Source organism: Flavobacterium sp. EDS (assembly GCF_020991525.1).
Classification (GTDB): Bacteria; Bacteroidota; Bacteroidia; order Flavobacteriales; family Flavobacteriaceae; genus Flavobacterium.
This window is the reverse complement of sequence record NZ_JAJMOZ010000006.1, coordinates 93,024-117,904: the sequence shown is the minus strand read 5'-3', so window position 1 is coordinate 117,904 and position 24,881 is coordinate 93,024. Positions and strand designations below refer to the sequence as shown.

Below are 24,881 nucleotides of genomic sequence, written 5' to 3'. Positions count from 1 at the left end.
CGACAACGAAGTTTTAAATCTTATATTTGCAAACTTTTAAAAGTGAGAACATAAATTTCAGTAGAATTGAATAGCTGAAAATAAAAATAAATAGAAACTACATATGAAAGCAGGAATTGTAGGATTGCCAAATGTTGGAAAATCAACATTATTTAATTGTTTATCAAATGCAAAGGCACAAAGTGCAAACTTTCCTTTTTGTACAATTGAGCCAAATATTGGTGTTGTAAACGTACCAGATCCAAGAATTGAAAAATTAGAAGAATTGGTAAAACCGGAACGTGTTCAAATGGCAACTGTAGATATCGTAGATATTGCAGGTTTGGTAAAAGGAGCGAGTAAAGGTGAAGGATTAGGAAATCAATTTTTAGGAAACATCAGAGAGTGTAACGCGATTATTCACGTTTTACGTTGTTTTGATAATGATAATATTGTTCACGTAGATGGGAATGTAAACCCAATTCGTGACAAAGAAACAATTGATATTGAGTTGCAATTAAAAGATTTAGAAACTGTTGAAAAACGTTTAGAAAAAGTAAATCGTGCAGCTAAAACAGGAAATAAAGAAGCGCAAACTGAAAAAGCACTTTTAGATAGAATTAGAGAGGCATTATTGCAAGCTAAATCGGCTCGTACTATTGTACCTCAAAGTAATGATGAAGAGGTTTTAATGGAGTCATTTCAGTTGATTACTGCAAAGCCAGTATTATATGTTTGTAATGTTGACGAAAGTGCAGCAGTAAACGGTAACAAATATGTTGATCAGGTTCGTGAGTTAGTAAAAGACGAAGATGCTGAGGTTATTATCCTTTCAGTAGGAGCAGAAGCAGACATTACAGAATTAGAAAGCTACGAAGAACGTCAGGTTTTTCTAGAAGATATGGGGTTGAAAGAGCCAGGAGCATCAGTTTTAATTCGTGCTGCTTATAAGTTGTTGAAACAACAAACGTATTTCACAGCAGGAGTAAAAGAAGTTCGTGCTTGGACAATCAATATCGGAGCTACTGCACCACAAGCTGCAGGAGTTATTCATACCGATTTCGAAAAAGGATTTATCCGTGCTGAAGTAATTTCATACGAAGATTTCGTTCATTACGGTTCAGAAGCAAAAGCTAAAGAAGCTGGGAAATTTAAAGTAGAAGGAAAAGAATATATTGTAAAAGATGGAGATGTAATGCACTTCCGTTTTAACGTATAATTTTCTTTAGAAGATAGAATAAAGAATAAAGAGAATAGATAAAACTGCTGAAGAAATTCAGCAGTTTTTTTTGTTTTTACTATTAAGTAATTAAGTTTAGTCCTAATGAAATTTAATGTCTTAATAGTTTAATTTTTCAGAACCTATTTCCAGCTTTTTCAGAAAAACCTTTTTTGTAATACTACAAAAAGAGCTTCTTTTGGTCGCTTTTTTACAGTAACAAAAAAAAGTTTTTCTCTCAAAATGCTTTCCACTGCAATCTGGGGTAGTCATGGGCAAAGTATAAGATTTACGAGGAATATCAGAATATTCTTTTTTTAGAAATGCTTATATTTGAGAGAATAATTAATTAGAATATTGTGGAAAAACAAAATATAGCATCCAAATCGTGGTATTTGTTAAAAACTACTTTTTTAGAGTTTAACGATGATAATGCAATAAAATTAAGTGCTGCATTAGCCTACTATACCATCTTTGCACTACCGCCTTTATTGATTATAATCATTACAATTTGTGGTGTTTTCTTTGGGGAAGATGCTGTAGCGGGTGAACTTTATGGTCAAATAAATGGATTGGTTGGTGACAGTGCGGCAATACAAATTCAGGAAACAATAAAAAATGTGCAGTTATCAGGAAGTAATGTTTTAGCAACTATTTTTGGAGTTGGGATGTTGTTAATTGGGGCTTCGGGAGTTTTTGCTGAAATTCAGAGTTCTATTAATTTTATTTGGGGATTGAGAGCTAAACCAAACAAGGGACTTAAGAAATTCATTCAAAACCGCTTGATGTCATTTTCTATGATCGTTTCAGTTGGGTTTTTAATGCTTGTGAGTCTTTTTGTGAGTACTATTTTGGATTTAATGAGCGCACGCTTAAAGTTATATTTTCCTGAGAGTACCGTTTATTTGTTTAATGTAATTAATCTAATCATTATCTTGATTAGTATCACCTTGCTTTTTGCAATTATATTTAAAGCATTACCCGATGGAATAATAAAATGGAAAGATGCTTTTATTGGCGCATCCTGCACAGCAGTATTATTTATGATAGGGAAATTTGCAATAGGTTTTTATTTAGGAAGTTCTACGACAGCATCGGTTTATGGAGCGGCGGGTTCTGTAATAATAATTCTGGTTTGGGTCTATTATTCGGCAATTATTCTGTATTTTGGAGCTGAATTTACAAAGGTATATGCTAAATCATATGGAGGTAATATTTATCCCAATGAATACTCAGTAGAGATAAAAAAAGAAATCTTAGAAATAGAGTAACTAAAAATATAAAACAATGAAAGTCATAGCTTTTGGAGGAAGTAATAGTGAGCATTCCATCAATAAAAAACTGGCAACATATGCTGCAAATCAATTTAGTAATGCCAGCGTAGAAGTGTTGGATTTAAATGATTTTGCAATGCCGTTATTTAGTGTTGATGTTGAAAAAGAGATAGGGCAGCACCCAGTAGCAAAAGCTTTTCTTGGAAAATTGGCGGAGGCAGATGTTTTGGTAGTTTCTATGGCAGAAAACAACGGAAATTATTCAGTTGCTTTCAAGAATGTTTTCGATTGGTGTTCGCGTATCGAGAAAGATGTTTTTCAGCATAAGCCAATGTTGTTATTAGCTACATCGCCAGGAGCGAGAGGAGGAGCTTCAGTTTTAGAAATTGCAACAAAATTATTTCCGCGTTATGGTACCGAGATAAAAGCAAGTTTTTCATTGCCGAGTTTTAATGCTAATTTTGATTTAGAAGAAAATAAAATATCAAATACAGAGTTAGATAAAGAATTAAAAGACATTATTAAGTCTAGTTTTTAATCGATGACAATAAAAAAGATTGCCTTTATATTATTTATACTTAATTCTGTTTTTTTGGATGCAACGTATTCACAAAAATACAATGCAATTGATGCTATAGTGCTGAGATATCCGAAACATTTTAGTTCTACAGAAGATCTAGCGATGAGAATTCAAAAAGATTTTACTTCAGAATATGATAAGGCAAGAGCTATTTATAGTTGGATTGCTTTAAATATTAAATATGATTATAAAGTTTATCTAAATCCACAGAAACCAGTACAATTTAGCTATAGAAATGAAGCTGAAAAGCAAAAACAAATAGAGTTAATAAAAGCAAAAACGTGGCAAAAAGCATTTGATTCTCAAAAAGCAGTTTGCGAAGGGTTTACGCTTTTATACCAACGTTTAGCTTCTTTGGTAGGTTTGGAATCTCAAGTAATTCGAGGTGACTCTAAGCGATTATTGACAGATATTGGTCGAAAAAAACTGTTGTCTAATCATGCTTGGAATATTGTTCAGGTTGACGGAAAATGGATTTTGGTCGACGTAACTTGGGGACAAGGATATTATGACAGTAATAAAAATAAAATGGTAAATTATTTTAACTCCGCTTACTTTGATACGAATCCCAAATATTTTTTCGCGAAGCATTTTCCAGATTCAGGGATGTATTTGGGAAGTAAATTAAATCAAGAAAAATTTTTAAATGGGCCTTTGATTTATGATAAATCTATTGAAGAAAATCTCGAAATTTTAAAGCCTGATTCAGGAATAATTAAAGCTAATGATGGTGATAAAATAACTTTTAAAATACATAACATTTCAAAATCTGATACATTTTATTATTTAAAAAAAGGGCAACCAAGCAAAGTAGAAAATTCAAAAGAAGTAGGAGGAAGTTTAGAATTTCAGATTACTTATGATAAAAAAATGGGTTCGTTTATTACTTTTTTTCTCTATCAGAATAGTGTCGCTTCTTTTAAAATAATTTCAAAGTAGAGATAATTTGAGGATGAGTGTTTAGGTGATTTTATTTTTTTGTTGAATTGCCGTATCTTAGCAATCAAAGTTTTTTAAAATTAATAAAGCAATTTGTATATGGGAACAATCTTCCTGAAATCAATATTAGATAACGATTTCTATAAATTTACGATGCAGCACGCTGTAATTAAGTTATTTCCTAAAGCAAAAGTCCGCTATAAATTTATAAATAGAGGGAAACATGTTTTTCCTCCAGGGTTTGCTGTTTTATTGCGTCATTCAGTTGAAGCAATGGTAAAGTTGCAGTTGACTCAAGAAGAAAAAATATATTTAAAGAAACATTGTCCGTATTTAGATCCAACCTATTTAGATTTTTTACAAGGCTATACTTTTGATGCTTCAGAGGTTGAAATTGAACAAGTTGGTTCTGATTTGAATATTACAATCGAAGGGTTCTGGTATCGTACTATTTTATGGGAAGTTCCATTGATGGCTTTAATTTCGGAGCTTTTTTATGCATCTCAGAATTTAGATAGGATAGATGATAAAGCGGTTCAGGATATTACCAAGAGTAAGATAGAAAATTACAATGCATTGGGAGCTTCAGTTTTGGAGTTTGGTACAAGACGACGTCATTCATACAAAGTACATACCTTGGTCAATGAGACACTAGCGACTTTTGGTAATGAAAGTTTTCTGGGTACAAGCAATGTACATTTGGCAATGCTTAATGGTAAGCGACCTTTGGGTACGCATGCGCATGAATGGTTTATGTTTCATGCCGCGCAATACGGGTTTAAAGTGGCTAATATAGTTGGTTTAGAGAATTGGACACAGGTGTATGGAGGAGATTTAGGGATTGCTTTAACGGATACTTATACAACTGATGTGTTTTTTGAGCAATTTGATAAAAAATACTCAAAACTTTTTGATGGAGTTCGTCATGATAGTGGAGATCCAATTGAATTTGCCAAAAAAACAATCGCACATTATATCAAGTTAGGAATAGATCCGAAGTCAAAAATAATAGTCTTTTCAGATTCATTAAACTTAGAAAAAGTAAAAGTTATATCCGATTTTTGTAAAGACAAAATAAAAATGTCATTTGGAATTGGTACTAATTTCACTAACGATGTAGGTTTGCCAGCAATGAACATGGTTATTAAATTAACTGAGACAAAGCCAGATTTTACCCATTGGGAAGGGGTGGTTAAACTTTCGGATGAAAAAAATAAAAATACGGGAACTCCCGAAATGATTGCATTGGCAAAACAAGTTTTAGGGATCAAGTCTTAGAATTTATTTGAATTTATTCAAAAATTAGGTTTGTTTTTCTTTTAATATTTATCTTGTTTGTAGAAGAATAATTTATAAAATCTGAATACTTAAATTATTAATAGGCTCTTAAATTTTTGCTTAAAAAGCATTTTTTTTATGATTTTAATGAGTTTCTCTTTTTGATTTAAATAAATGGGTTTAAAAGACGCTTTTATTGATAACTTTCAAAAGATTGACTTTCATTTTTTAAGGAGATATAGTACATTAGCAAAAAATCCAAAACTCATTTATGCTAGAGCAAAATCAATATAACGAAGATAATATTCGATCACTCGACTGGAAAGAACATATTCGTATGCGTCCCGGAATGTATATCGGAAAATTGGGAGATGGATCATCACCTGATGATGGTATTTATATTCTGTTAAAAGAGGTTTTAGACAACTGTATCGATGAATTCGTTATGGGTGCAGGAAAAACTATTGAAGTAACTATCAGAGATAAAACCGTATCGGTTCGTGATTACGGTCGTGGAATTCCTCTAGGAAAAGTAGTTGATGTAGTTTCAAAAATGAATACAGGAGGAAAATATGACTCCAAAGCTTTTCAAAAATCAGTAGGATTAAATGGAGTAGGAACCAAGGCAGTAAATGCACTTTCTAATTATTTTCGTGTAGAATCTGTACGTGACGACAAACAAAAAGCAGCCGAATTTTCAGCAGGAAATCTGGTTCATGAAGAAGATGTAATTGATACAACAAAACGAAAAGGAACAAAAGTAACTTTTATTCCAGATGAAGCCATTTTTAAAAATTATAAATTCAGATTAGAATATGTAATAAAAATGGTTAAAAACTATTGTTACCTAAACAATGGTTTGACAATCATTTTCAATGGCGAAAAATACTATTCAGAAAATGGTCTTAGAGACTTATTAGAAGAAACAATTAATGCTGAAGATTTAGAATATCCAATTATTCATTTAAAAGATACGGATATTGAGATTGCTCTAACGCATAGTAAAACACAATATAGTGAGGAATATCACTCTTTTGTGAATGGTCAGAACACAACGCAAGGAGGAACGCACTTAGCAGCTTACAGAGAAGCAATTGTGAAAACGATACGAGAGTTTTACAACAAAAGTTTTGAAGCATCAGATGTCCGTAAATCGATTGTGAGTGCGATTAGCATCAAGGTTATGGAGCCTGTATTTGAATCTCAGACCAAAACCAAATTAGGTTCGATGGATATGGGATCTGATGATGGAACGCCACCAGTATCAGTTCGTACCTTTGTAAATGATTTTGTAAAGAATAAATTAGATAATTATTTACATAAAAATCCAACAACTGCAGAAGCCTTATTGCGTAAAATTCTACAAGCAGAAAGAGAACGTAAAGAATTATCTGGAATCCGAAAATTGGCAACAGATCGTGCTAAAAAAGCCAATCTGCATAATAAAAAATTAAGAGATTGCCGTGCGCATCTTCCAGATACAAAGAATCCTAGAAACTTAGAAAGCACCCTTTTTATTACCGAGGGAGATTCGGCTTCGGGATCTATTACCAAATCCCGTGATGTAAATACACAAGCGGTTTTTAGTTTGCGTGGTAAGCCTTTGAACTCATACGGAATGACCAAGAAAATTGTGTATGAAAACGAAGAATTTAATTTACTGCAAGCAGCTTTAGATATTGAAGACGGATTAGAAAAACTGCGATATAATAATATAGTAATCGCAACCGATGCCGATGTCGATGGTATGCACATTCGTTTGTTGTTGATTACTTTTTTCTTGCAATTTTTTCCAGAATTAATAAAAGAAGGTCATTTATATATCTTACAGACACCGCTTTTTAGAGTTCGAAACAAGAAAGAAACGATTTATTGCTACTCTGAAGACGAACGAAAAGCTGCTATCGAAAAATTAAAGCCAAAGCCAGAAATCACGCGATTTAAAGGTTTGGGGGAGATTTCGCCAGATGAGTTTAAGAATTTCATTGGAGAAACAATTCGACTTGATCCTATTATGATGGATAAAAATACATCGATAGAACAATTACTATCTTTCTATATGGGGAAAAACACACCAGACAGACAAGAGTTTATTATTAAAAACTTGAAGGTTGAGTTGGATGCGATAGAAGAGGAAGTATAGAGATTTAAAATAAAAATATATTGTCAACCGATCTTCAAAATAAAGTCATATTTCAACAAGTAGTCGAGTTATTGCAAAGTGCCCGACAACAGGTTTTACGTACCGTAAATTCAACGATGGTTTGTACGTATTTTGAAATTGGAAGAATGATTGTTGAAGAAGAGCAAAATGGAAAAGAAAGAGCACAATACGGGAAACAATTATTAAAAGGGCTTTCTGAACAATTGACAAAAGAGTTTGGGAAAGGCTTTTCTCTTAGAAATCTAGAGCAAATAAGACAGTTCTATATGACTTACTCAAAATCCGAGTCACTGACTAGGATTTTACAAACTCAAAAAGCGCAGTCACTGACTGCGGAATTCCAGAAACTAGATTATCAAACTTTATCTTCATTTTTTAAATTGACTTTTACACATTATGTTTTTTTAATGCGAATTGATGATGAAAATGAAAGACAATTTTATAAAATAGAATCAGAAAAACATAATTGGAGTGTTCGGGAGTTAAAACGTCAATATGATACGGCACTTTATACAAGATTAGTATTAAGCAGAGATAAAGAAGGAATATTAAAACTTTCTGAGAAAGGTCAGATTATCGAAAAGCCGAAAGATTTAATTAAAGATCCATATATCCTCGAATTTTTAGGATTGCCTGAGTTACATCAATACTCAGAAAGTGAACTTGAAGATAGAATTATTAATAAACTAGAGCATTTTTTACTAGAGTTGGGTCATGGTTTTACTTTCGTCGCAAGACAAAAAAGAATTACATTTGATGATAAACACTTCCGAATTGATTTAGTTTTTTATAACAGAATTTTAAAATGTTTTGTACTTATTGATCTTAAAATAGGAGAATTAAAACATCAAGATTTAGGTCAGATGCAAATGTATGTTAACTATTATGATAGAGAAATGCGTTTGGAAGATGAAAATAAAACGATTGGAATTATACTTTGCCAAAACAAAAGTGAGGCAGTAGTAAGATATACTTTACCAGAGAATAATGAGCAAATTTTTGCCAGTAAATATAAAACAGTGTTACCAAGTGTTGAGGTTTTAAAAGAACTCATCAAAAACAAATAGCATTAAATTTATAATTTCGAATATAATTAAATGAAAGACGAAGAAGACGATAACATAATTCCAGATAACGAAGAAAATAATTCGGAGGATACTAATTCTTATGATGACAATCAAGAAGAAGATGAATCTGATGAAATTATCGAAGTAGATGCTAAATCTTTTGAAGGAGGACATTTTTACGATAATAACGATGAGAGTGGTGATACCATTACCAAAGTTACCGGAATGTATAAAGACTGGTTCTTGGATTATGCCTCGTACGTAATTCTGGAACGTGCTGTTCCTGCTATCGAAGACGGATTTAAGCCTGTACAACGTCGTATTATGCATTCTCTTAAAGAGTTGGATGATGGTCGTTATAATAAAGTTGCAAATGTAGTGGGGCACACCATGCAGTATCATCCACACGGAGATGCGAGTATTGGTGATGCAATGGTACAAATTGGTCAAAAAGATTTATTGATAGATTGTCAAGGAAACTGGGGTAATATCTTAACAGGAGATGGAGCTGCAGCTTCGCGTTATATTGAGGCACGTTTATCTAAATTCGCTTTAGAGGTTTTATACTCACCAAAAATTACCGATTGGGGTGTTTCATATGATGGTCGTCGTGCAGAACCAAATAATCTTCCAGTAAAATTTCCTTTGCTTTTGGCACAAGGAGCCGAAGGTATTGCAGTAGGGCTTTCGACTAAAGTATTGCCACATAACTTTAATGAATTAATCGATGCTTCGATAAAAATTCTTAAAGGAAAACCGTTTACATTGTATCCTGATTTTATGACTCAGGGTATTGCTGATATTTCTAATTATAATGATGGATTGCGTGGCGGACGTGTACGTGTACGTGCCAAAATTGCACAATTAGACAAGAATACACTTGTAATTACACAAATTCCGTTTTCGACCAATACGACTACTTTAATTGATAGTATTTTGAAAGCCAATGAAAAAGGCAAAATCAAAATCAAGAAAATTGAAGATAATACTGCAGCTGATGTAGAAATTTTGATTCACCTTTTTCCAGGAGTTTCACCAGATAAAACAATTGATGCATTATTTGCATTTACAGCTTGCGAAACCTCTGTCGCACCTTTAGGTTGCGTTATTGAAGATAATAAGCCGTTGTTTATTGGAGTTTCTGCAATGTTGAAGATTTCAACAAACAGAACAGTTGATTTGCTCCGACAAGAATTAGAAATTCAATTAGAGGAATTAAAAAATAAATGGCATTTCTCTACTTTAGAGAAAATCTTCATTCGTGAGGAAATGTACATTGATTTCAAATTATATTCTGATAGAGAAACGTTATATAAATATTTATATGACCGATTTGAACCTTTCAAAAAATCATTTGTCAGAGATATCAACGATGATGATTTACAGCGTTTGACTCAAATTCCGATGATTCGTATTACCCGTTTTGATTCTGATAAAGCCGATGATTTTATCGCTAAGTTAGAAGATGAAATGAAGGAAGTAGAATACAATCTGGAAAATTTAACAGATTTTGCGATTGCTTATTTTGCTAAATTAAAGGAGAAATATGGAAAGGGACGTGAGCGTCAGACTGAACTTCGTGTTTTTGACAATGTTGAGGCTACAAAAGTAGTTTTACGTAATACAAAACTGTATGTAAATCGCGAAGAAGGTTTCGTAGGAACCAGCTTGAAAAAAGACGAATATTTAACGGATTGTTCGGATATAGATGATGTAATTGTGTTTTTACGAGATGGTAAAATGATAATTACAAAAGTTGATTCTAAGACCTTTGTAGGTAAAGATATCATTCACGTTGCGATTTTCGATAAAAGCGATAAGCGTACGATTTATAATATGATGTATCGTGATGGAAAGTCAGGGCCTTCATACATAAAACGTTTTAACGTTTCGGGGGTAACGCGTGACAAAGCGTATGATTTAACCAATGAAACTGCAGGTTCACAAGTCGTTTATTTTTCACATAACCCAAATGGAGAGGCTGAGGTAATTACTATTTTGTTGCGTCAGGTTGGAAGTATCAAGAAACTGAAATTCGATATTGATTTTGCTGCTTTAGCTATAAAAGGCCGTGGATCAAAAGGGAATTTAGTGACGAAATATCCAATTAAGAAAATCGAACTTAAAGAAAAAGGGATTTCGACTTTATTGCCAAGAAAAGTTTGGTTTGATGATACAGTAAAACGTCTGAATGTAGATGCTCGTGGAGAATTGTTAGGAGAATTTAAGCCAAGTGATAAGATATTAATTATTAGTCAGACAGGTAAATTGAAAGTTATTATTCCAGAATTATCAACTCATTTTGATGAAGATATGATTGTTTTGGAAAAATGGAAGCCTAAAAAGCCTATTTCGGCAATTTATTTTGATGGAGAAAAAGAACGTTACTTTTTGAAACGTTTTCTAGTTGAAACTGAAAATAAAGAAGAAAGCTTTATTACAGATCACCCAAATTCTCAATTAGAAATTGTTTCTACAGATTACCGTCCTGTGGCACAATTGGTTTTTACTAAAGTGAAAGGAGTTCAAAAAGAGGACTTACATATCGATGTAGAGGATTTTATTGCTGTAAAAGGATTTAAAGCATTAGGTAATCAGCTAACAGCCGATAAGTTAAAACAAGTTAATTTATTAGATCCGCTACCGTTTGAAGAACCAGTAGAAGAAATTCCAGCAAAACCAGAACTATCCGAAGAAGATTCGGTTGGAACAGAACTTGATGATGATGGACAAATTGGATTGGTTTTAGAATAATTACAAAATAGTTTCAAAATCCGTAAGTTTTTTAAAATTAAATTTTGAGATTTATATTTCCAATATAAGTATAAATAAAACTAGAAAAAGAGACTATTTCACGAGCGTGAAATAGTCCTTTTTTATTATAATAATTTAGTGCTCTTTTTTAAGATTGTATTATAATTAAGAATATTTATGGGTTAGTAAAATAGAATAATTAAACTTATTTAATCAAATGATAAATCTAAAAAAGTGGTTTAATATATTGTTTTATTGTTATTTAGTCTTAAGTGTATTAATGATTTTTAGTTGTTTAAATGGTTACTTAAGTTTTGGAAACGGATTAGGTGATCTTTATTATTTGGTTTTTAGTGCTGTTGTTTTCTTCATTACATTGATTGTTTATTTTTATGGAAAATCAATGCAAAACAGGACTAATTCGAATATGATTTTTGGAATAGTTCTTATTATAATCACTATGATAATTTTAATATTAAAATTGACTGTTTTAAGAGGGGCAGAAAATTAGTTGTATTTATTATAGATAATTTTTTACACTTTTAAAAGTCTTTTTTAAAACTAAAAAAAGCGCTAAGATTATCTTAGCGCTTTTTGATTATAAAAATTTGATGTTATGATTTTGATCGTTTTCTCATTTTCATATTAATAAACTCTACAGCCAATGAGAATGATATGGCAAAATACAAGTATCCTTTTGGTACTGCGCCAATATGTTCTCCAACTAGAGATGCATTAGATAGGTGCATACTTTCGGTGATTAGCATAAATCCAATTAAGATTAAAAAGGCTAATCCTAAAATTTGTATAGAAGGGTTTGCATTTACAAAATTTCCAACAGGAACAGCAAACAACATCATTACCATTACCGAAATAATAACGGCTGTAATCATAATCGTTAAAGCACCTGTAACACCATTTGTCATTCCTACAGCAGTCAGGATAGAATCTACAGAAAATATTAAATCGATTAGTAAAATTTGTACAATTACATTTGAAAAAGACTTTTTGGCAACACCTTTAAGTGTTTGTTCTTCTTCGCCTTTATGATCTACTTTTTCACTTATTTCTTTGGTGCTTTTATAGATCAAGAATAATCCACCACCTAATAAAATCAAAGCTTGTCCAGTAAAATCGGCATTTAACCAACCCCAATTAATGCTAAAAACAGTTGCTTTCATTGCTATTAAGTAAGAGATACCCATTAATAGAGCAATACGCATGAACATGGCTAAAAACAAACCAATTCGAGTCGCTTTTTTACGCTCTTCGGGTGGTAGTTTGCCTGTTACTATCGATATAAAAATGATATTGTCAATTCCTAAAATAATTTCAAGAAAAGTCAGTGTCAATAAGGCAATCCATGCATCTGGATTTAAAAATACTTCCATTTAAAAAAGGTGTTAATTAAGGGTAATTGGGATAAAATTAATCTATTCGAACAACGGTTCCACGTTGTTTTTGGTTAGAACCAACCATTCCGAACTCAAAAGTATACGAATCTTTGGTAGTGCTTAAAATTTTCATTCCGATAGCTTTCTCTTCGGCTTTATTTTTTGGATGTTTCTTTTGTAGAACATATTCGCAATCGCTTACCCAACGAATAGTTGCAGTATCGGTTTTGCCTTCAAAAGTTTCGATTTCAATATCATCTTTTCGTTCAAAAAGAGTTGTTTTCTTTACTCCATCAACTTCAAATTCAAACTTGAATTTTCCTGTTTTAAAATCTTTGCAATTGTGTTCGGTATTGTAACAAGAGATAACAATAAGTAATAAAGGGAGTAATAGTAATTTTTTCATGATAAATGATTTATGTGTTTTTTTTGGAGCTTTTTCCTGCTTTTCGCTACAATCTTTTTGTTTTTTAAAGAAAAAAAGAAAAAGGATTTTCGTTTCAATCAGGGCTACTCAGATCAGACACAAAGAAATAGTGTGTTATTTTTTTAATTTCTTAAGCTCTTCATCTGTAAAGTTCTTAATTTCTTTTTCTTGTGCAAATTTTATTGCATTATAACGATTAGATTCTTTTCTTGGAATTGATAGGCTTTGCCAGCTACTGTTTTTTAATTGTTTGGCATAAAATACAATTTGTCCCACATGATAAGGATAATGTGCTAATTGTCTGTTGATGGCTTCGATTATGGTATGGCCTTCGTTTCTGATATATATAATATCTGAGAGCTGGTCGGGTTTTAAATTGTTTAAAGCATCAAAAAGACATTTCCAGCCTTTTTCCCAAGTAACCATTACTTCATCCTTTGATTGTATGTCATTTTCAAATTCGTCATCCCGATTACGCCATTCTTTTTCACCATCTGTTGTAAGGAAATCGGTCCAACGCGAAAGCATGTTACCTGAGAGGTGTTTTACTATAGTAGCAATACTATTTGTATCTTCATTTACGGTAACAAAAAGCTGTTCGGGTTCGAGTTGTGCGATTGCTTTTTCACCTAGGGTTTTATAATATAAAAACTGTTTTTTTATACTTTCTAAATACGATTCGGATGCATTCATAATTATACAATTTTAATGTCATATTTGTCCAAAAGTCCCAAAACACCTTCGGTTGAGAATTGTGCTTTTTTCATGGGATTAAATTCTGGGTCAATTTTAAAATTATAAGCAGTTTTAAAATTAACACTAGCCAATTGTGTTTCGTTAAAAATGGCTCCTTCCAAATTACAATTGTCAAAAACAGAACTTGTTAAGTTGGTACCAATAAAAGTAGTTTCTTTCATCGAACAATTTATAAATTTTGTTTTTGGCATTTTTTTATTCGAAAATGAAGCGTAGTCTAAAGCAGATTCTTCAAAATATACCTGAAATAGAAAATCTTCACATTCATTAAATGCAATTCCGAGGAGTTTGCAGTTCTTAAAGGTTACATTTTTTAAACTTGTTCCTTTTAAACTTGTCATCGATAAATTACAATCGATAAATTCACAATCTAAAAAAGTATTGTAGGCAAAATTACTGTTTGAGAAATCACAGTTTCTAAATACACAATCTTCAAATTCGCGATTGTTTATTTTCTTATCAATATAGACAACCTTATCGAATGTTTTTTGAATATGAATTAAGCTATCCATTGTAGTCTTTTAGTGTTTATTTGAATTAAAGAAATTAGTCATTAAATAGACCTCGCATAATTGTTTTTAAACCATAAAAGATTAAATACATTCCGGCTAAACAGGCAATGATACCAATAGCAAGAACCAAGTAATGCCAAACGTTTTGCTTGTTCATAAACGCATTGTATATTACCGATGGACCAATAAATAATAGGGGTAAAGACCCAGATAAATATTTAATTCCTTTTCCTATTAACTCTTTGTTTGTTCCCATATTTTTTTAATTTTCAGTTTCATGTTTTATAAAATACATGTCACTTTTATATATTATGATTCTCTATTGCTTTTCGTACACTTCCATAAGTATGCAATAGTTCAGTTGCTTGTTCGTATGAGACGGGAATTTCGCTCATAATCATTTTTACACCACGGTCAACTAATTTGCTGTTGCTTAATTGCATATCAACCATTTTGTTCCCTTTTACTTTTCCGAGTTGAATCATAGCCGTTGTCGAAATCATATTAAGAACCAATTTTTGTGCGGTTCCAGCTTTCATTCTGGAGCTTCCAGTAATGAATTCAGGTCCTACAACTACTTCTATTGGGAATTGTGCTGTTTGCGAAAGTGGACTTTCGGCATTGCATGTTATACATCCCGTAATAATATTATTTTCATTGCAACGCTCTAATCCTCCAATTACGTAAGGAGTAGTTCCTGAAGCTGCAATACCTATTACAACATCGTTTTCGGTAATGTTATGTGCTTGTAGGTCGATCCATGCTTGTTTTGGATTATCTTCGGCATTTTCTACAGCTTGGCGAATAGCTTTGTCTCCACCTGCAATGATTCCGTTTACTAAATCGAATGGAACACCAAACGTAGGAGGACATTCTGAAGCATCTACAATTGCTAAACGACCAGATGTTCCTGCTCCTATATAAAATAATCGTCCGCCAAGTTTTAGTTTGGTTACGATTTGAGCTACTAAAGCTTCTACTTGAGGAATTGCTTTTTCTACTGCAAAGGGAACTGTTTTGTCTTCCTGATTAATGTTAGTCAGTAAGTCATGTACAGACATTTTTTCCAGATGTTCGTATTTTGAGGACTGCTCTGTTATTTTTGTAAATGTCATTTTGTTTTTTGAGTTTCTAAGTTACAAAGCATCAAAGTTACAAAGTTTTTCCTACTAAGTGTTAAACAATTCATATGAAATAGAGCGAATTAGTTAAAAAAATAGAAATAAAAAAAACTGAATATTTATTGTTTGAAAAATGAGTTTTTTTAATTTTTAAGTCGCGTGAGGGATTGAGGAGGCATCCTTTTTTGTGAGGAACGAAAAAAAAGATATAGCCAAAAGCCCGACCCAGAGGGGCACGCCCATATTATATAAAATAGGCGAGTGCAATCCCAAAAATAATCATTGAAATTTTGGCGATATTAAATTTGTGTCCTTCGCTGCTTTCAAAAATTATTGTTGATGAAATATGGAATAATATTCCGATCACAACTGCTGTAATTTCGGTGTAGTAATCATTTAAAAATGGTAAATACACAGATGCGATTGTTCCTAGTGGTGTCATGATTGCAAATGTTATCATAAATGCAAAAATGGCTTTTTTGTTAAGATGTGCATTAATAAAAAAGGTCGTAAGTATGATTGCAATTGGTAGGTGATGTATAGCAATACCAATGGCAATATCATGGTGGTGACTTACAGGGAATCCTTCAAGGAAAGCGTGTATGCATAAACTAATAAAGAGTAACCACGGAATTTGTGACATTTTGGCGTGACCATGAACATGTCCGTGCTCGGCTCCTTTAGAGAAAAATTCAAGTATAATTTGGAATAAAATCCCAAGCATTATAAATAATCCAATATTATGGTTGTGTGATTCGTATACTTCTGGCAGTAAATGCATCACTGTAAGCGATAGCAGAAATGATCCGCTAAATGCCAATAATAGTTTAAGATTGGTCTTGTCTTTTGGTTTTAGCACCAACGCAACCATATATCCTAATAATACAGAAAGTAAGGGTAATAGATAATTCATTTAGTTTAATCGTTTTTTAGTTTCCTCCTTTTATTATTTATCAAGTAAATAAAGGATGTTTCAATTACTTAAAAATCATGATTAATCGTTCGCTTTCGGTTTTATGAAACTTCTTTAATTTATAATCCCCAAATAAATCTAAAAGAAAAATACCTGCTTGTTCCATTAGATCTTCAAAATCTTTTAAAGTCAAGGCTTTTACTTTTTCGGTAAAATGAAATTTCTTGCCTTGGTCTTCAAAATCTATTTCTTTAAAAATATGTCCGTCTTCTATATATCTTTTGATGTGAAAATCGATGCCATCGACCGTTTTTATTTCTTCAGGAACGAGTGTTTCTATTACTTGTGTTACATTCATAAAATCGATTACAGCAAAACCATATTCACTTAAACTGGCTTTTATCGCTTTTAGTGTAGTGAGATTATCTTCGTCATTTTCAAAATAACCAAAGCTGGTAAATAAATTAAATATAGCATCGAATTTTTCATCAAAAGGCTCGCGCATGTCATGCACTTTAAAATGCAAAGTTTCATTGCTGTTTTTGCTCGCTTCGGCGATACTATTTTCGGATAAGTCTGCTCCAAGAACATTAAATCCTAATTGGTTTAAATAGATAGAATGACGGCCTTTTCCACATGCCAAATCAAGTACTTTGGCTTTTTCTGGAAGATTAAGATAGTGCGTAAGATTATCCATGAAGATTTGCGCTTCTCTATAATTTCTGTCTTTGTATAATATATGATAATATGGTGTATCAAACCAAGAAGTGAACCAGTTTTCGGATGGTTGATTTGGATTTGTTACAGATGGGTGATGTGCTTCAGACATTTATTCTTTTTCAATTAATTCAAGTCCCGCAAATTTAGTGTATTTTTGCTGAAAAATAACTTTTTAGCAAGCGATACACATATAATGTCGCTATGTAGATTTGAAATTTTTTATTACAGATTGATTTTTGTTTAAATAAGTCTGTTTTAATTTAAATATAAAGATGGAAAATAATTTTAAAATGGTGGCCAAAACCTTTTTTGGCTTTGAAGAAATTTTAGCAAAAGAATTGCAATTGCTAGGAGCACAAGATGTTGAGCAAGGGGTGAGAATGGTGAGTTTTAAAGGGGACAAGGGGTTTATGTACAAAGCCAACTTATCGTTGCGTACAGCATTGAAAGTGTTAAAACCAATTTACTTTTTTAGGGCTAATAATGAACAAGGTCTATATAAAGGTATTTCGGGTGTAAATTGGTCTAAGCTTATAAATGCCAATCAGACTTTTGTGATTGATGCAACAGTGCATTCAGAATATTTTAATCACTCTGAGTTCGTTTCTCAAAAATGTAAAGATGCTATTGTGGATCAGTTTAGAGAACGTACAGGACAACGCCCTAGTATTGACAAAGCACACCCAGACTTAAGAATAAATGTGCATATTGATAAGGACCAAGTTTCTGTTGCTTTAGATACTTCTGGTAATTCATTGCATCAACGTGGATATAGAACAGCTACAAATATCGCTCCTATAAATGAAGTATTAGCTGCAGGAGTACTGTTATTATCAGGTTGGGAAGGTCAAGGTCATTTTCTTGATCCTATGTGTGGTTCTGGAACCTTTCTTGCTGAAGCAGCTATGATTGCTTGTAATATTCCAGCGAATATAAACAGAAAAGAGTTCGCCTTTGAAAAATGGAACGATTGGGATAATGATTTATTCGATCAGATTGTAAGTAGTTTGATGAAAAAAACGAAAGAGTTTCATTATACTATAAAAGGGTTTGATAAAGCGCCAAGTGCAGTAAGCAAAGCAAAAGACAATATTAGAAATGCAAACTTAGAAGATTATATTACTATCGAAGAAAATAACTTTTTTGATACTGAGAAAACTACTCAAGGAACTTTGCATATGGTATTTAATCCTCCGTATGATGAGCGTCTGGATATTCACATGGAAGAGTTCTATAAAAATATTGGTGACACACTAAAGAAAAACTATCCTGGAACGAATGCTTGGTTTATTACGGCTAATCTTGAAGCTTTGAAGTTTGTAGGACTTAAACCGTCTAGAAAAATTAAACTTTTTAACGCAAGTTTAGAAGCTAGATTAGTAAAGTACGAAATGTACGAAGGAAGTAAGAGAACGAAGTTTCAGGTTTCTGAATAAGGTCCTAAAACGCTAAGTTTCTAAGTTTTTTGCTTAGTAACTTTTAAAAATAATTTTTGGTTCGAGAATTCAAGTTCTAAAGGTAAAACCTTGGATTCTTAGTCTCTCAGAACCTTAGCAACTCTAAAAAAAAATGACAAAATTACAAGTAAGAGCATTTTTATATCAGCTAGGCTGTTTTGCTATACTATTTATATTAGCGAGATTTTTGGTTGAAAAATATACAGAATTAACTGGTTTCTGGGTTCCGATGACTGCATTTGTTGTGGGAACACTTTTATCTCCAAAATTTCAGGCAGCTAAAACAAAGGATGGAGAGAAGCTTTTTATGAAATGGATTTTCATGAAAGGTATTAAAGAAATAGGATAGTCCTAACTTATATTTTACAATTTGGTTATTGTTATATAAATAACCAAATTGTAATATTATATTATTTTTTCGTTTCTGTTCCTGGAATTACAACTTTCTTTTTGTAAATAGGAATGAAATAAGAAACGGTATAGTTAAAACCAATTCCGAAATTACCATTATAAGTTCGGTTAAACCCTGGAATATAAAGATTGTCGAAGTTGTCTGGTTTTTTATTTGAAACTAATGTTTTTAACTGTACACTGAAGCCTACGAATATATTATTAAAAACTTTGGCTTTTACTCCTGCATTTACTTCTAACCAGCTAGCAGATAAACCACTAAATTTTTCACCAGAAGCAGTAGGAGGAAGTTCTCCCCAGTACGGATCTGAATTGTATATTTTGTAATTATTTAGTTCTTGGCTAAATGTACTAAAACCATAGCGGAGTCCAACTGATATGATGTTTTCCATATCAAGCCAGTTTTCATACATATTGTAATCAAATCCTACTTTTAGATAGCTACCTTTTGCTGTCGAGTTTAGTCTATCGTCATCTGTAGTTTTGTTTTCAGTCCCAATTTCGGCGGCTAGATAGTATTTTTTTGTTAATCGATAATCTCCTGTGAATTCGACTCCTTTATAATCAGAATCATAGAGTCCACGAGTTAGTTTATATAAATCAACTCCAAAACGAACTCCATAACGATCTGTCTTTGCAGGTATGCTATCTTGTTTTACTTCTGTGGCGACTTTTTTGGGAGCTGTTTTTTCAGCTTTTACCTCTGTTTTATTTGTTATTGCAGTTTTGTTTGTAGTTGTTTCTTGAGCTTGAACCGTAAACAAAGACAACATTAGGCAAAAACTAAAAATATATTTTGATGTGTGTTTCATTTTCAAATTCAATGTTAGGTTCTTCTACAAAAACATTTTGTATCCAAAACCCTTCTGGATTATTAGAATCGGTTAGGATAAATGGATTATTTCTATTTAAAGTAAATATGGTTTTATAGCCACATGCCCTTGAAACAAAAATGTTCTGACGTGTATAATTAAATTGTATTACATCCTCGTTTACAAAATCTAGATTCGTACTATTAGCGTTTAATATAAAACGAAAAGAGGTAATATCTTCATTCGTTTTAAGCGGAATAGAAATGGTATTTGCATTAGTGAGGTACTTATCTGACTCAACAACTGCATTCTCATTAAAGATAATACCTTGGGTCATTTTTTCCCCAATTACCTTTAGGTTTGTTACATTTTTAGGGGTCGAATTAGTACGATCTAAAAATGAAATCACCAATCGAGGTGTAGTTGGGGTATTGGGATCACAAATATCATCCTTTTCACAGCTTGAAAAAGTGAAGGCAATTACGATTATTGTAAAAAGTATTTTTTTCATTTATTATTTGTGATTTATTTGTCACACTTTTTTATTCAATAAAACTAGCGTAGTTCCAAAAGTACAACATTTTCTACGTGATGTGTTTGTGGGAACATATCTACCGGACGTACACGTGTTACTTTGTATTTTTCATCCATTAAAGCTAAATCACGAGCCTGTGTAGCCGAGTTACAACTTACATAAACTACTTTTTGAGGTGCAATTTTCATAATTTGTTCAATTACGTCTTTGTGCATCCCATCACGAGGTGGATCGGTTATAATAACATCTGGTTTACCATGGGTAGCAATAAAACTTTCGTTGAATACAACTTTCATGTCTCCAACAAAAAACTCACAATTGGTAATGTTATTGCGTTCGGCATTTGCTTTAGCATCTATAATTGCCTCAGGAACACTTTCTACACCAATTACTTTTTTTGCTTTTTTAGAAACAAATTGTGCAATTGTTCCAGTTCCTGTGTAAAGATCATAAACAGTTTCATGACCAGAAAGTCCTGCAAAATCTCTAGTTATTTTGTATAGCTCATATGCTTGATCAGAATTGGTTTGGTAGAATGATTTTGCATTTATGCTAAACTTTAAACCTTCCATTTCTTCCAAAATGTAATCTCTGCCTTTATATAGCTTTACATCTTGATCGTAGATTGTATCGTTTGCTTTTCCGTTTACAACATATTGTAGTGATGTTATTTGTGGAAATTTCTCGTATAGATGATCCAAAAGTAATTCTCTGTTGGCTTTGTCTTCTTCAAAGAATTGAATCAATACCATGATTTCTCCAGTTGAAGCAGTACGAATCATAAATGTTCTTAATAAACCAGAATGTTCTCTTGGATTAAAGAAGGCTAGGTTATGTTCGTTAGCAAAAGCTCTGATTTCGTTTCTAATTGCATTTGAAGGGTCTTCTTGCAGATGACATTTAGTGATGTCTAGAATTTTATCCCACATTTTTGGAATGTGAAAACCTAATGCATTACGATTTCCTAAATCTTCAGTACTTTCTATTTCTTTTTCAGTTAACCAACGGCTATTTGAAAATGAAAATTCCATTTTGTTTCTATAGAAAAATTGTTTTTCTGAGCCTAAAATAGCCTCAAATTCAGGAAGTTCTATTTTGCCAATACGTTGTAAATGGTTTTTAACTTCATTTTGTTTGTAATACAACTGTTGGCTGTATTTCATGTTTTGCCATTTGCATCCTCCACAAACACCAAAATGATCACAAATTGGTTCTATGCGATGTTCTGATAATTCATGAAATTTAACTGCTTTTCCTTCATAATACGCTTTGCGTTTCTTGAAAGTTTGCACATCTACCACATCTCCCGGGACTACGTTCGGGATAAATATTACTTTTCCGTCGGGAGCTTTTGCTACCGATACGCCTTTTGCTCCAGCATCAAGGACTTGTATTTGATGAAAGACAACTTTGTCTGTATTTTTTCTTCCCATAGCGCAAAAATAAGGGTTTGTAAACTTTTATAAATTTAAATTTGAAAATATTTTATCAAATTCTTTTATTTAACATTTCTTTTGTGTTTAAAAGTTAACTTTGTTTTAATCTAGAATCCCAAATTCTACGGCTTAATCAGGAACTTATGCTATTTTTATGAAGTTGTATCACGTATTGTCAAATGTTAGTTTTTTGAAGAAAAGCTATGCGTTTAAATTTCTATTTGTCGCTTTTATAGGTATTCATATTCCATTAATCGGGATTTTATTTTTTGTGCTTTACAGTAATCATTCAATTTCGGCTAATTCTATTTTGATTTTTTCTTTAGTGATGACTTTATTTGCTACTGCAGTTACGTTGTTGATCATTAATCAATTAATAAGGCCGATTGTTGTAGCATCAAAAGCCTTGAATGAGTATAGGATGAATCGCAAGGTGTCTATTTTGCCTTCTCAATACGAGGATGAAGCGGGGTTGTTAATGCGTAATATTCAGGAGTCTATCGAAGAGTCGGAGAGTTTTATCAACGAAAAACAAGATTTGATTTATATGATTTCTCATGATTTACGAAATTTTGCTGGAAACCCTCAAGGATTAGCAAAGTTAATTATAGAGGAAAATCCATCAGATTCGGTTAAGAACATGGCAGAATTAATTTGTGAATCAACAGATTTACAGTTTCGATATATAGAAAATTTCATTAAATTATTAAAACAACAAGATGAAATTGCTAAATCGAGTTCGGTAGATAAATTAATTCAGATAGCTCTAATTCTTCCTGCTGTAAAGGAACAAGTATCTCAGCTTTTAGCTCATAAAAATATTAAACTAGTTTCTGATATTACCGTTGATGAAGCTGTGCTTAAAATTGACGCTGAATTGTTAATTCAGGTTTTAGTTAACTTGATTAGTAATGCAATTAAATTTTCTTATGCAGGAAGTGAAATCTCATTATGTATTTTTAAAGAAGAGGAAAGGATCGTTTTTATTGTTTCCGATAATGGAATTGGATTTGATCAAACTCAAATTGAAGAAATGTTTAAAAAATTTACTAAAATGGGTAAATTAGGAACTGCCAATGAAACCTCTACAGGTATTGGATTGTATTTGTGTAAAAAGATAATTGATAAAAACGGAGGGAAATTGAGCGCAATAAGTCTTGGTAGAAATAGAGGAGCTACTTTTACTATCGTTTTTGAAAAAGAGACAATTTTTAACGCAGCTTCTTTTTAATAGATATGTTTCTTTTTGTATGAGGTAAAGGAAATAAAATTTAAAGTTGCAAAGGATTTTAATACGCTACGTTTTTAAAAGCCTTTGCAACTTTGTTTTTTTAATCAAATAAATCAGAAGATAAATATCGGTCTCCTCGATCACAAATTATAGCTACAATTACGCCAGATTCTAGTTGATTCGCAATTTTTAAAGCTACAGCTACTGAGCCTCCGCTACTCATTCCTGCAAAAATGCCTTCTTCTAAGGCTAATCGTTTGGTCATTTCGCGTGCTTCTTGTTCGCTTATATCAATAACTGTATCTACTTTTTTTGCATCAAATATTTTTGGTAAATATTCTTTAGGCCATTTTCTGATTCCAGGAATTTGTGAACCATCGCTAGGTTGCGCTCCTATTATTTGAATAGTATTGTTTTTTTCTTTAAGATAAGTCGATGTACCAATAATAGTTCCTGTGGTTCCCATTGCAGAAACAAAATGAGTTATTTGTCCATCAGTATCTTTCCATATTTCAGGACCGGTAGTTTTGTAATGTGCTTTCCAATTGTCTTCGTTTGCAAATTGATTAAGCATGATGTAACCACCTTCGGCAACTTTTCTTTCTGCATAATCTCTTGAGCCAATTATTCCTTCGCTAGCAGGTGTCAAAATAACGGTAGCGCCATAGGCACGCATGGTTTGTACACGTTCTTTTGTAGAGTCTTCAGGAAGTATTAATTCGATGTTGATGCCCATTAATTGTGCAATCATAGCTAAAGCGATTCCTGTATTACCACTTGTAGGCTCAATAAGCTTATCGCCTTTTTTGATATCGCCTCTTTCTAGAGCTGAAAAAATCATATTGTATGCAGCTCTATCTTTTACGCTACCACCAGGATTGTTTCCTTCAAGTTTTAATAAAAGTTTTACGTTTTTGTTTTTTACTAAGTTCACTGTTTCCATCAAAGGAGTGTTTCCTATCAGGTTTACTAATGTATGAGTGTTCATGTTATTTCTTTTCTTTTACTTTAACTTCGGTTGTGGTAGTATTGGTAACAATCGATTTTTCTGGAATTGATTTAGTAATCCATGCATTTCCTCCAATAATACTGTCTTTGCCAATTGTAGTTTCGCCTCCTAAAATTGTAGCATTGGCATAGATGCAAACATTCTCTTCAACTGTAGGATGTCTTTTTGCATTTTTCATTTCTTTGGTAATGCTTAAAGCGCCTAATGTTACTCCTTGATATATTTTTACATGTTTTTTTATAACAGTAGTTTCTCCAATTACAATTCCTGTTGCGTGATCTATAAAAAATGGAGAAGCAATAGTTGCTCCTGCATGAATATCAGTTCCTGTAATACGATGCGCATATTCACTCATTAATCTTGAGAAGAGCAATAGGTCCAATTTGTATAATTCATGGCTTAATCGGTATATGGAGATAGCGTAAAAGCCAGGATAAGCTAGGTATACTTCTTCTAGGCTATTTGATGCAGGGTCGTTTTCTAAAATATAGGTAGCATCTTGAATTAACTTTTCTAAAACAATTGGTAATTTTTCTAGAAATTGCTCCCAAATTGATTCACATGATTTTTCTGACTTTTTACAGGCGATTATAGCTATTTCTTTAAAACATTTTTCGAGTTCATTGATACTTTTATCTAATGGAGCATTAGAATCGAATAAAGTGTAAAAGAGCTTTTCTGTAAAATCTTCTGTTTTGGTTTTGATTCCATAGTTAATAGAAGAGTGGCTCTTTAGAGCATTTATGTTCTGAATAATCATATTTTTTGTCACAATTATTAAATTGAATTGTTAGTTTGAAATGCTAAAAGTAATGTGTTTTTTGTAAATAGAAGTAGTAATTAGTTAAAGAAATTTAATCATTAACATTCTGTTTGCAATAATTAAAAATAAT

Annotated in this window: 24 protein-coding genes; 11 read left to right on the top strand and 13 right to left on the bottom strand. The window is 32.2% G+C overall.

Translation table 11 applies throughout. From position 1 onward, the window contains the following. Positions 1–103: 103 nt before the first annotated feature. The 8 genes from ychF to LPB87_RS10675 all read left to right on the top strand — a co-directional run bounded on the left by ychF (position 104) and on the right by LPB87_RS10675 (position 11,254). Positions 104–1,198, top strand: coding sequence for a redox-regulated ATPase YchF (ychF, locus tag LPB87_RS10710; RefSeq protein WP_129537803.1), 1,095 nt, complete (start codon positions 104–106; stop codon positions 1,196–1,198). 359 nt (positions 1,199–1,557) lie between these two features. Then, the gene (locus tag LPB87_RS10705) at positions 1,558–2,469 is read left to right on the top strand and encodes a YihY/virulence factor BrkB family protein (protein ID WP_230727887.1); all 912 of its coding nucleotides are present in this window, start codon (positions 1,558–1,560) and stop codon (positions 2,467–2,469) included. Between the two features lie 16 nt (positions 2,470–2,485). Beyond that, positions 2,486–3,010 (top strand): NAD(P)H-dependent oxidoreductase, encoded by a 525-nt coding sequence (locus LPB87_RS10700; protein WP_129537806.1) that lies wholly within the window; start codon positions 2,486–2,488, stop codon positions 3,008–3,010. Between the two features lie 3 nt (positions 3,011–3,013). Beyond that, positions 3,014–3,991: a transglutaminase domain-containing protein gene (locus tag LPB87_RS10695; RefSeq protein WP_230727886.1), complete on the top strand. Its 978-nt coding sequence runs from the start codon at positions 3,014–3,016 to the stop codon at positions 3,989–3,991. Between the two features lie 99 nt (positions 3,992–4,090). After that, entirely contained in the window at positions 4,091–5,269 is a 1,179-nt protein-coding gene (pncB, locus tag LPB87_RS10690; protein WP_129537808.1) for a nicotinate phosphoribosyltransferase, read from the top strand. Between the two features lie 271 nt (positions 5,270–5,540). Next, positions 5,541–7,412 (top strand): DNA topoisomerase IV subunit B, encoded by a 1,872-nt coding sequence (locus tag LPB87_RS10685; protein ID WP_129537809.1) that lies wholly within the window; start codon positions 5,541–5,543, stop codon positions 7,410–7,412. A gap of 20 nt (positions 7,413–7,432) precedes the next feature. Next, positions 7,433–8,500 (top strand): PDDEXK nuclease domain-containing protein, encoded by a 1,068-nt coding sequence (locus LPB87_RS10680; protein WP_230727885.1) that lies wholly within the window; start codon positions 7,433–7,435, stop codon positions 8,498–8,500. 30 nt (positions 8,501–8,530) lie between these two features. Then, complete coding sequence (locus LPB87_RS10675; RefSeq protein WP_129537811.1) at positions 8,531–11,254, top strand: DNA gyrase/topoisomerase IV subunit A; 2,724 nt, start codon at positions 8,531–8,533, stop codon at positions 11,252–11,254. A gap of 614 nt (positions 11,255–11,868) precedes the next feature. On the opposite strand, the gene LPB87_RS10670 is transcribed toward LPB87_RS10675, so the two are convergent. The 8 genes from LPB87_RS10670 to LPB87_RS10635 all read right to left on the bottom strand — a co-directional run bounded on the left by LPB87_RS10670 (position 11,869) and on the right by LPB87_RS10635 (position 17,206). Next, positions 11,869–12,645, bottom strand: coding sequence for a TerC family protein (locus tag LPB87_RS10670; protein ID WP_129537812.1), 777 nt, complete (start codon positions 12,643–12,645; stop codon positions 11,869–11,871). 37 nt (positions 12,646–12,682) lie between these two features. Further along, positions 12,683–13,054: a DNA topoisomerase IV gene (locus LPB87_RS10665; RefSeq protein WP_230727884.1), complete on the bottom strand. Its 372-nt coding sequence runs from the start codon at positions 13,052–13,054 to the stop codon at positions 12,683–12,685. A 135-nt stretch (positions 13,055–13,189) separates the two neighbouring features. Further along, complete coding sequence (locus tag LPB87_RS10660; protein ID WP_230727883.1) at positions 13,190–13,768, bottom strand: DUF1572 family protein; 579 nt, start codon at positions 13,766–13,768, stop codon at positions 13,190–13,192. A 2-nt stretch (positions 13,769–13,770) separates the two neighbouring features. Next, positions 13,771–14,343 (bottom strand): pentapeptide repeat-containing protein, encoded by a 573-nt coding sequence (locus tag LPB87_RS10655; RefSeq protein WP_129537815.1) that lies wholly within the window; start codon positions 14,341–14,343, stop codon positions 13,771–13,773. Positions 14,344–14,377: 34 nt separating this feature from the next. Then, a complete protein-coding gene (locus LPB87_RS10650) occupies positions 14,378–14,599 on the bottom strand; it encodes a DUF6095 family protein (protein ID WP_129537816.1) in 222 nt (73 codons plus the stop codon). A gap of 46 nt (positions 14,600–14,645) precedes the next feature. Next, positions 14,646–15,458, bottom strand: coding sequence for an N-acetylmuramic acid 6-phosphate etherase (gene murQ / locus LPB87_RS10645; RefSeq protein ID WP_230727882.1), 813 nt, complete (start codon positions 15,456–15,458; stop codon positions 14,646–14,648). 250 nt (positions 15,459–15,708) lie between these two features. Continuing rightward, on the bottom strand, positions 15,709–16,377 hold the full coding sequence (locus tag LPB87_RS10640) for a ZIP family metal transporter (RefSeq protein WP_129537818.1): 669 nt from the start codon (positions 16,375–16,377) through the stop codon (positions 15,709–15,711). Positions 16,378–16,441: 64 nt separating this feature from the next. Further along, complete coding sequence (locus tag LPB87_RS10635) at positions 16,442–17,206, bottom strand: class I SAM-dependent methyltransferase (protein ID WP_129537819.1); 765 nt, start codon at positions 17,204–17,206, stop codon at positions 16,442–16,444. Between the two features lie 163 nt (positions 17,207–17,369). Between LPB87_RS10635 and LPB87_RS10630 the strand changes: the two genes are divergently transcribed. Both LPB87_RS10630 and LPB87_RS10625 read left to right on the top strand, forming a co-directional pair. Further along, on the top strand, positions 17,370–18,533 hold the full coding sequence (locus LPB87_RS10630; RefSeq protein WP_129537820.1) for a THUMP domain-containing protein: 1,164 nt from the start codon (positions 17,370–17,372) through the stop codon (positions 18,531–18,533). 133 nt (positions 18,534–18,666) lie between these two features. Then, positions 18,667–18,903, top strand: a complete 237-nt coding sequence (locus LPB87_RS10625) for a hypothetical protein (RefSeq protein ID WP_129537821.1) — start codon at positions 18,667–18,669, stop codon at positions 18,901–18,903. A gap of 61 nt (positions 18,904–18,964) precedes the next feature. Here the strand turns inward: LPB87_RS10625 and LPB87_RS10620 are convergent, their stop codons facing one another. From LPB87_RS10620 to rlmD, 3 genes are read right to left on the bottom strand one after another with little or no spacing between them, the layout of a single operon-like run. After that, positions 18,965–19,777 carry a DUF6048 family protein gene (locus LPB87_RS10620; protein WP_230727881.1) on the bottom strand — a complete coding sequence of 271 codons (813 nt, stop codon included), beginning with the start codon at positions 19,775–19,777 and terminating at the stop codon, positions 18,965–18,967. Further along, the gene (locus LPB87_RS10615) at positions 19,749–20,288 is read right to left on the bottom strand and encodes a DUF6452 family protein (protein ID WP_230727880.1); all 540 of its coding nucleotides are present in this window, start codon (positions 20,286–20,288) and stop codon (positions 19,749–19,751) included. The genes LPB87_RS10620 and LPB87_RS10615 overlap by 29 nt, the downstream gene beginning before the upstream one ends. Positions 20,289–20,332: 44 nt before the next feature. After that, complete coding sequence (rlmD, locus tag LPB87_RS10610; RefSeq protein ID WP_129537823.1) at positions 20,333–21,745, bottom strand: 23S rRNA (uracil(1939)-C(5))-methyltransferase RlmD; 1,413 nt, start codon at positions 21,743–21,745, stop codon at positions 20,333–20,335. A gap of 193 nt (positions 21,746–21,938) precedes the next feature. Here rlmD and LPB87_RS10605 point away from each other — a divergent pair, with 193 nt between their 5' ends. Beyond that, on the top strand, positions 21,939–22,979 hold the full coding sequence (locus tag LPB87_RS10605) for a HAMP domain-containing sensor histidine kinase (RefSeq protein ID WP_230727879.1): 1,041 nt from the start codon (positions 21,939–21,941) through the stop codon (positions 22,977–22,979). A gap of 100 nt (positions 22,980–23,079) precedes the next feature. Here LPB87_RS10605 and cysM read toward each other — a convergent pair whose 3' ends face one another. Further along, positions 23,080–23,967 carry a cysteine synthase CysM gene (cysM, locus tag LPB87_RS10600; protein WP_129537825.1) on the bottom strand — a complete coding sequence of 296 codons (888 nt, stop codon included), beginning with the start codon at positions 23,965–23,967 and terminating at the stop codon, positions 23,080–23,082. A gap of 1 nt (position 23,968) precedes the next feature. Continuing rightward, positions 23,969–24,760 carry a serine O-acetyltransferase EpsC gene (gene epsC, locus LPB87_RS10595; RefSeq protein ID WP_129537826.1) on the bottom strand — a complete coding sequence of 264 codons (792 nt, stop codon included), beginning with the start codon at positions 24,758–24,760 and terminating at the stop codon, positions 23,969–23,971. Positions 24,761–24,881 lie beyond the last annotated feature (121 nt).

Bases quoted from the DNA above. Each gene is read 5' to 3' on its own strand.
- ychF (WP_129537803.1), top strand. From the start codon at position 104: ATGAAAGCAGGAATTGTAGGATTGCCAAATGTTGGAAAATCAACATTA.
- LPB87_RS10620 (WP_230727881.1), bottom strand. From the start codon at position 19,777: ATGAAACACACATCAAAATATATTTTTAGTTTTTGCCTAATGTTGTCT.
- LPB87_RS10665 (WP_230727884.1), bottom strand. From the start codon at position 13,054: ATGAAAAAATTACTATTACTCCCTTTATTACTTATTGTTATCTCTTGT.
- LPB87_RS10615 (WP_230727880.1), bottom strand. From the start codon at position 20,288: ATGAAAAAAATACTTTTTACAATAATCGTAATTGCCTTCACTTTTTCA.
- LPB87_RS10625 (WP_129537821.1), top strand. From the start codon at position 18,667: ATGACAAAATTACAAGTAAGAGCATTTTTATATCAGCTAGGCTGTTTT.
- LPB87_RS10675 (WP_129537811.1), top strand. From the start codon at position 8,531: ATGAAAGACGAAGAAGACGATAACATAATTCCAGATAACGAAGAAAAT.
- LPB87_RS10655 (WP_129537815.1), bottom strand. From the start codon at position 14,343: ATGGATAGCTTAATTCATATTCAAAAAACATTCGATAAGGTTGTCTAT.
- LPB87_RS10660 (WP_230727883.1), bottom strand. From the start codon at position 13,768: ATGAATGCATCCGAATCGTATTTAGAAAGTATAAAAAAACAGTTTTTA.
- murQ (WP_230727882.1), bottom strand. From the start codon at position 15,458: ATGACATTTACAAAAATAACAGAGCAGTCCTCAAAATACGAACATCTG.
- LPB87_RS10700 (WP_129537806.1), top strand. From the start codon at position 2,486: ATGAAAGTCATAGCTTTTGGAGGAAGTAATAGTGAGCATTCCATCAAT.
- LPB87_RS10635 (WP_129537819.1), bottom strand. From the start codon at position 17,206: ATGTCTGAAGCACATCACCCATCTGTAACAAATCCAAATCAACCATCC.
- LPB87_RS10695 (WP_230727886.1), top strand. From the start codon at position 3,014: ATGACAATAAAAAAGATTGCCTTTATATTATTTATACTTAATTCTGTT.
- LPB87_RS10685 (WP_129537809.1), top strand. From the start codon at position 5,541: ATGCTAGAGCAAAATCAATATAACGAAGATAATATTCGATCACTCGAC.
- rlmD (WP_129537823.1), bottom strand. From the start codon at position 21,745: ATGGGAAGAAAAAATACAGACAAAGTTGTCTTTCATCAAATACAAGTC.
- LPB87_RS10650 (WP_129537816.1), bottom strand. From the start codon at position 14,599: ATGGGAACAAACAAAGAGTTAATAGGAAAAGGAATTAAATATTTATCT.
- cysM (WP_129537825.1), bottom strand. From the start codon at position 23,967: ATGAACACTCATACATTAGTAAACCTGATAGGAAACACTCCTTTGATG.
- LPB87_RS10630 (WP_129537820.1), top strand. From the start codon at position 17,370: ATGGAAAATAATTTTAAAATGGTGGCCAAAACCTTTTTTGGCTTTGAA.
- LPB87_RS10640 (WP_129537818.1), bottom strand. From the start codon at position 16,377: ATGAATTATCTATTACCCTTACTTTCTGTATTATTAGGATATATGGTT.
- LPB87_RS10670 (WP_129537812.1), bottom strand. From the start codon at position 12,645: ATGGAAGTATTTTTAAATCCAGATGCATGGATTGCCTTATTGACACTG.
- pncB (WP_129537808.1), top strand. From the start codon at position 4,091: ATGGGAACAATCTTCCTGAAATCAATATTAGATAACGATTTCTATAAA.